6 protein-coding genes are annotated in these 6,274 nt (G+C 40.7%); 4 read left to right on the top strand and 2 right to left on the bottom strand.

What is annotated here, in order from left to right; all coding sequences use genetic code 11:
- Positions 1–244: 244 nt before the first annotated feature.
- Positions 245–1,474 (bottom strand): pyridoxal phosphate-dependent aminotransferase, encoded by a 1,230-nt coding sequence (locus ABI367_RS11345; protein ID WP_462230029.1) that lies wholly within the window; start codon positions 1,472–1,474, stop codon positions 245–247.
- A 137-nt stretch (positions 1,475–1,611) separates the two neighbouring features.
- Positions 1,612–2,016, bottom strand: coding sequence for a DUF1573 domain-containing protein (locus ABI367_RS11350; protein ID WP_462230031.1), 405 nt, complete (start codon positions 2,014–2,016; stop codon positions 1,612–1,614).
- A 206-nt stretch (positions 2,017–2,222) separates the two neighbouring features.
- Here ABI367_RS11350 and ABI367_RS11355 point away from each other — a divergent pair, with 206 nt between their 5' ends.
- The 4 genes from ABI367_RS11355 to ABI367_RS11370 all read left to right on the top strand — a co-directional run.
- Positions 2,223–4,655: an alpha-ketoacid dehydrogenase subunit alpha/beta gene (locus tag ABI367_RS11355; protein ID WP_462230033.1), complete on the top strand. Its 2,433-nt coding sequence runs from the start codon at positions 2,223–2,225 to the stop codon at positions 4,653–4,655.
- 12 nt (positions 4,656–4,667) lie between these two features.
- The gene (locus ABI367_RS11360; RefSeq protein ID WP_462230035.1) at positions 4,668–4,838 is read left to right on the top strand and encodes a hypothetical protein; all 171 of its coding nucleotides are present in this window, start codon (positions 4,668–4,670) and stop codon (positions 4,836–4,838) included.
- A 5-nt stretch (positions 4,839–4,843) separates the two neighbouring features.
- Positions 4,844–5,419 carry a nitroreductase family protein gene (locus ABI367_RS11365; protein WP_462230037.1) on the top strand — a complete coding sequence of 192 codons (576 nt, stop codon included), beginning with the start codon at positions 4,844–4,846 and terminating at the stop codon, positions 5,417–5,419.
- 192 nt (positions 5,420–5,611) lie between these two features.
- Positions 5,612–6,274 (top strand): murein L,D-transpeptidase catalytic domain family protein (locus ABI367_RS11370; protein WP_462230039.1); only part of this gene is annotated, 663 nt, incomplete at its 3' end.

Below are 6,274 nucleotides of genomic sequence, written 5' to 3' on the forward strand. Positions count from 1 at the left end.
GCGTAGTTATTTTCGCCATTTGTGATTTTGAGTGTTCTGATTAGAGCGCTAATTCACCCAACGCGCTGCATGCTTACCTACTTATCTCCATCCTGTCAATTCCGGTCGACCCCATTTTTGAGTTTGCAGTTACCAAAAGGCAGTTTGCAGTAGCAGATTGTAGAACAACAAATATACGATTTTTTAGTTTGATGAAGATAACAGTCATACAATACTCTGCCAACTGCTAACCGAAAACTGCTAACTAACTAATGCTTACTGCCAACCGCGAACTACTAACTGTTCTGCCCGGATACACTTTTAATGCTTCGGCCAAACAAACCATGGCTTTTTCTAGATCGGTATTGTTTAACACGTAAGCTAAACGTACCTGGTTTTTACCAGCGCTGGGGGTGCTATAAAAACCGGTTGCGGGCGCCATCATTACCGTTTGGTTCTGGTAGCTAAATTCTTCCAGCATCCACCGGCAAAACTTGTCCGAGTCGTCAATAGGCAATTGCGCCATTACATAAAACGCGCCGCCCGGGTTGGGGCAATAAACGCCTTCCATTTTATTAAGCGCGGTAACTATAGTGTTTCTGCGGGCGGTATATTCAGCTTTAACATGTTCAAAGTATTCATCAGGGGTATCAATAGCAGCTTCGCCCGCTATTTGTTCAACCATACCGGGGGCTAACCTTGCCTGGGCAAATTTGATTGCCGTTTCCCAAAACTTACGGTTCTTGGTAATGATGCATCCTAAGCGTGCACCGCAGGCGCTGTAACGCTTGCTAACAGTGTCAATAATAATTACATTTTCTTCCAGCCCGTCTAAATGCATAGGCGATACAAAAGGCTGATCGCCGTAGCAAAATTCGCGATAAGCTTCATCAGCAAACAGGTATAGGTCATGTTTTAAAACCAAAGCTTTCAAAGCTTCCATTTCTTCACGACTGTACAGGTAACCTGTAGGATTATTAGGGCTGCAAATAAATATGGCGCGGGTTCTGTCGGTTATGTTTCGCTCAAACTCGCTGATAGGGGGTAAGGCAAAACCATTTTCGATATACGACATAATGGGCCTTACTATAACATCGTTTTGACTGGCAAAACCATTATAGTTAGCGTAATAAGGCTCCGGGACAATAACCTCGTCACCTGCGTCCAGACAAGTCATGAAGGTTATGGATATAGCTTCTGAGCCACCTGCAGTAACAATAATATCATCAGTAGTAATGTTATAGCCAACTTTATTGTAATATTTGGCTAATTGTTTACGGTAAGAGAGCGTCCCTTCTGAGGCGGTATAGGCCCAAACTTTAAAATCGATATTTTTAATAGCCTGAATCATACCCACAGGGGTTTCAATATCAGGCTGACCTATGTTTAAATGGTAAACTGTTTTACCTTGTGATTTAGCTTTATCAGCAAAAGGTGTTAATTTACGAATAGGAGAAGCGGGCATTCGCTGTCCCTTTTTGGATATACTTGGCATGGTGCAAAATTAATAAAAAGATGGTACTTGTAATTGGTAAATATGTATAAACAGAAAAAGGCCCGAACTTTCGGGCCTTTTTCTGTTTATATGACCCTTCCTCTCCGTTTAGAGAATCAAGGGTAAAACTTAAAACTCTATCTGGTACTTGCTGCTGCCGCTGCTGCCACAACTTCGCCTTTAATAATTAAGGTTTTTTGTGGTGTTTTGGCATTTGAAGTAACAACAATTCCTTTAGAAAATGGTGCAGTTGCTGCGGCGTTATAAGTAATAGTGATAATACCTTTATCACCTTTTTTTACCGGCGTTTTAGTATAATCAGCAATAGTGCAGCCGCAAGTTGGCTGTACATTGGTTAAAATAAGCGGCTCTTCGCCAATATTGGTAAATACAAATTGAGTAGTTACAGGTTTTCCTTGAGGTATTTTACCGAAATCATGCGATTCTTCGTTAAATTTAAATTCCGGTTTAGTATCTGTTTGAGCAGATGCTGTAAAGGCAAAGCCTAAAACTACAGCGCATATTAACATTAGTTTTTTCATAACAATTGTTTGATTAATACAAATATATAAGGTTTAATGTAAAATAAATTATATCCTCTTGTTATTTAATATATTTTAGCAATAATAGTGTATACGATTATAGTTTATGGAAGGTTTATCGACCCGTACTAATAATTGAATGTTTTTATAGTACTATGCAATTACAACATAGTTTTTTTTAATTTTACAACTTAAACCATTTTAATATGCCCGAAACTGAAATTCATGGTGCCGGTAATTTTGATGTTGCCGAGCTCAGTTTTGATGATTTCAAAAATATTGTTATTAATGATTACCGTATAGCTTTCGAGAGCAGGCAGGCCAGTTTAATTGGCCGCCGCGAAGTGCTTACCGGTAAGGCCAAATTTGGCATTTTTGGCGACGGCAAGGAAGTGGCACAATTGGCTATGGCCAAAGCTTTTAAAAAAGGCGATTGGCGCGCGGGCTATTACCGGGACCAAACCTTTATGTTTGCTACGGGCATGAGCAACCTTAAGGAATTTTTTGCCCAGTTGTATGCTACCCCTGATGTGGAAAAAGAACCTGCGTCAGCCGGGAGGCAAATGAATTGCCATTACGCTACCCGTTTTGTTAATGCTGATGGCAGCTGGATAAACCAGGCCGAAAGCAAAAACTCATCATCTGATATTTCAACCACAAGTGGCCATATACCAAGATTATTGGGGCTGGCTTATGCTTCTAAATTATATCGTGACAACCCGGAACTAAAGGACATGACCAATTTCTCGGTCAATGGCAACGAAGTTGCTTTTGGCAGTATAGGTAATGGTTCAACATCTGAAGGGTTGTTTTTTGAATCATTTAATGCGGCAGGTGTATTACAGGTACCTATGGCTATTTCTGTATGGGATGATGCTTATGCCATATCGGTCCCCGCCAAATTACAAACCACAAAAGAAGATATATCCGAAGTTTTAAAAGGCTTTCAGCGTGAGGATGGTACTAACGGATATGAGATATTTAAAGTACGGGGGTGGGATTACGTAGCACTGTGCGAAACTTATAAACGAGCCATCGGGGTATGTAGGCATGAGCATGTACCTGTATTGATACACGTTGTTGAAATGACCCAACCACAGGGCCATTCGTCGTCCGGTTCGCACGAGAGATATAAGAGCAAAGAGCGCCTGGAGTGGGAAATTGAATACGATTGCCTGGTGCAAATGCGCAAGTGGATGATCGAGTCGGCTATAGTTACGGAGGATGACCTGACCGAATTGGAAGACGCTGCTAAAAAGCACGTACGTAAATGTCAGCGCGAGGCATGGGATGAAATGAACGTAGATATAGTAGCCGAACTAAACGAAGCTGTGGCTTTAATTGAAGAACTGGCACAGCAATCAGCCGCTAAAGATGATATACTGGAAGCTACTGAAGTGTTACGCTTATGCGTTGACCCGGGCCGTAAAGACGTTTTTACTGCTATACGTAAAGCTTTACGCCTAACGACCAGAGAAAATACCAACGAACGACAAGTTTTAACAAACTGGCTAAATAAACATACTGATATAACCGGCGATATGTATAATTCACGGTTATTTACAGGTACACCATCTTCTCCGCTAAACGTACCTGTTATAGACGCTGAGTACGCTAATGATGCGCCGCTTGTTGACGGTAGAGAGGTGTTAAATGCCTGCTTTGAAGCCAATTTTGAGCGCGATAAAACCATTGTTGCCTTTGGCGAGGATGTGGGTGCTATTGGTGATGTTAACCAGGGTTTTTCAGGCTTGCAAAACAAATTTGGCGATTTGCGTATAACAGATACCGGCATCCGCGAATCATCCATTATTGGGCAGGGGATAGGCCTGGCTATGCGCGGACTTAAACCCATTGCAGAGATCCAGTATATAGATTATCTACTTTATGCTATTAATGTTATAAGCGACGACCTGGCCTGTTTAAGCTATCGTACTTATGGAGGTCAAAAGGCGCCGGTTATTATACGTACGCGTGGCCATCGTTTGGAGGGTATATGGCATTCGGGCTCGCCAATGAGCGTTATTTTAGGTGCAATGCGTGGCTTGCATATATGCGTTCCGCGCGATATGACACAAGCTGCCGGCATGTATAATACCCTGCTGCGCGGTGATGAGCCCGCTTTAGTGATTGAATGTTTAAATGGTTACCGGTTAAAAGAAAAATTACCAGCTAACGTAGGCGAGTTTACCGTGCCTTTAGGCAAAGTCGAAATACTTAAATCAGGAACTGATATTACTATTATATCCTATGGTTCAACCCTACGTTTGGTTATTGAAGCCGCGCACGAGTTAGAAAAATCAGGTATCAACGCCGAGGTGATAGACCCGCAAACACTTTATCCTTTTGATACGGATAACGTTTGTGGCAACTCTTTAAAGAAAACTAATAAGCTACTGGTTGTTGATGAGGACCTGCCGGGAGCAGCATCAGCCTATATACTACAAAAAGTATTAGAGTCGCAGAAAGGCTATTACTCCTTAGATTGCCCGCCCAGAACACTATCAGCTAAAGATCATCGCCCGCCTTATGGCAGCGATGGCGATTATTTTAGTAAACCATCTGTTGATGATATTATCGAAATGGTGTACAGTATGATGAGCGAAAGCAACCCTGAAAAATTTCCGCCTATATATTAATTTTAGTACATCATGAAATACTATTTAATAGTTTTTTTATTATGTATCAGTTGTCTGGGTACACTTGCCAGTATATATGTGGTGACTGATAAAGATCATATAATACGTTTTTCAACAAGCTCAGTTGGCAGCGGCCTTATGAGGTCGGTGCTTAAAGGTAAGGTGGCCGAGATTTTAAAATAATTATAATGGCCGACTACTTTTCCACCATATCAACCATAATCAAAAATCGCCGCACCATTAAGCCATTTATGATGAATGGGGGTAAAATACCTGATGAGCAGGTTAGCCAACTTTTAGAACTGGCCGATTGGGCACCTACACACGGCTATACCGAACCCTGGCGGTTTGTTGTTTATACTAATCCGGCTGATTTTTGTCATCAACATGCTGAAATGTATAAGCAAAATACCGATGCAGCAAATTATATTGAAGCCTCCTATACCAATTTTTATACCCAGGGCGACAAAGTATCGCATGTAATTGTAGCTATAATGGAGCGCGGTAATCTGCCTAAAATACCTGTCTTTGAAGAAATTGCTGCTACGGCAGCAGCCATCCAAAATATATTGCTGGGTGCAACAGCTTTAAATATAGCTTCATTTTGGAGCACCGGCGGCATGATACTAAAACCCGCCATGAAAACGTTTTTAAAACTAAATGACGAAGACGAGGTAATGGGCGTATTATACCTGGGTTATACAGACGAACAGTTTGCAGGTGTGCGTAAAATACCCCTGAGTGAAAAAGTTAAATGGGTATAATATTGTAACTTTCCGTGTCTTCTTTTCGTATAACGTGGTATTGAATTAATAATTTGGAAAAGTATTTTACTATTGTGATAATTAAATTACAATCACCTATTTTATCATAAAGCAGTAATAGGTATATTTGTAATAAAGCTCACTAATACCTTTCTAACAGTTATTTAAATTATTGAAATTAACTCAACAAGTATGAGAAAACATTTTTGGTGGATATTATGCGTCTTTTTGGCTTTCGCTACAAGTTTTATTAGCTGGACCCCAATTACCGACAAAAATTTAACAGCTAATAATAAAACAACAACTTCATCAGCAAAGGAAATATTTGAGCAATATGTTTCAACGGTTTATCAAACGGCTAAGTTACAGCAGGCCGGTTTAGATATAGTAGTGTTTCAAAAAGCGCTTACAGGCTATATAAACCTTAAACAAGCCAATAAATTACCGCAAAACAGCTCTGTTATTACGGTGGTTGATTTTAATAAATCAAGCCGCGAAAAGCGTATGTGGATAATAGACATGTTGAGTAACCAATTGTTATTAAACACTTGGGTAGCACATGGCCAGGGCAGTGGTGATGATATGGCCAATCATTTTTCAAACACCAACGAATCGCACCAAAGCAGTTTGGGTTTTTATGTTACTGATGATGTTTATGTAGGTAAACATGGCCGTTCATTACGCTTAGAAGGGTTAGACGAAGGCTTTAATAACGCAGCGTTAGCACGAGGAATTGTAGTACATGCAGCCGATTACGTGAGCCAAAATACGATTAACCAGATTGGTCGTTTAGGTCGCAGCTTTGGTTGCCCGGCGGTATCTCCTGACGTTATTGGAGAGGTTATTAAAACCATA

The organism is Mucilaginibacter sp. (assembly GCF_039935595.1).
Classification (GTDB): domain Bacteria; phylum Bacteroidota; class Bacteroidia; order Sphingobacteriales; family Sphingobacteriaceae; genus Mucilaginibacter.

Excerpts from the sequence above, each read along its gene's own strand:
- ABI367_RS11345 (WP_462230029.1), bottom strand. The coding sequence starts at position 1,474 with ATGCCAAGTATATCCAAAAAGGGACAGCGAATGCCCGCTTCTCCTATT.
- ABI367_RS11350 (WP_462230031.1), bottom strand. The coding sequence starts at position 2,016 with ATGAAAAAACTAATGTTAATATGCGCTGTAGTTTTAGGCTTTGCCTTT.
- ABI367_RS11355 (WP_462230033.1), top strand. The coding sequence starts at position 2,223 with ATGCCCGAAACTGAAATTCATGGTGCCGGTAATTTTGATGTTGCCGAG.
- ABI367_RS11360 (WP_462230035.1), top strand. The coding sequence starts at position 4,668 with ATGAAATACTATTTAATAGTTTTTTTATTATGTATCAGTTGTCTGGGT.
- ABI367_RS11365 (WP_462230037.1), top strand. The coding sequence starts at position 4,844 with ATGGCCGACTACTTTTCCACCATATCAACCATAATCAAAAATCGCCGC.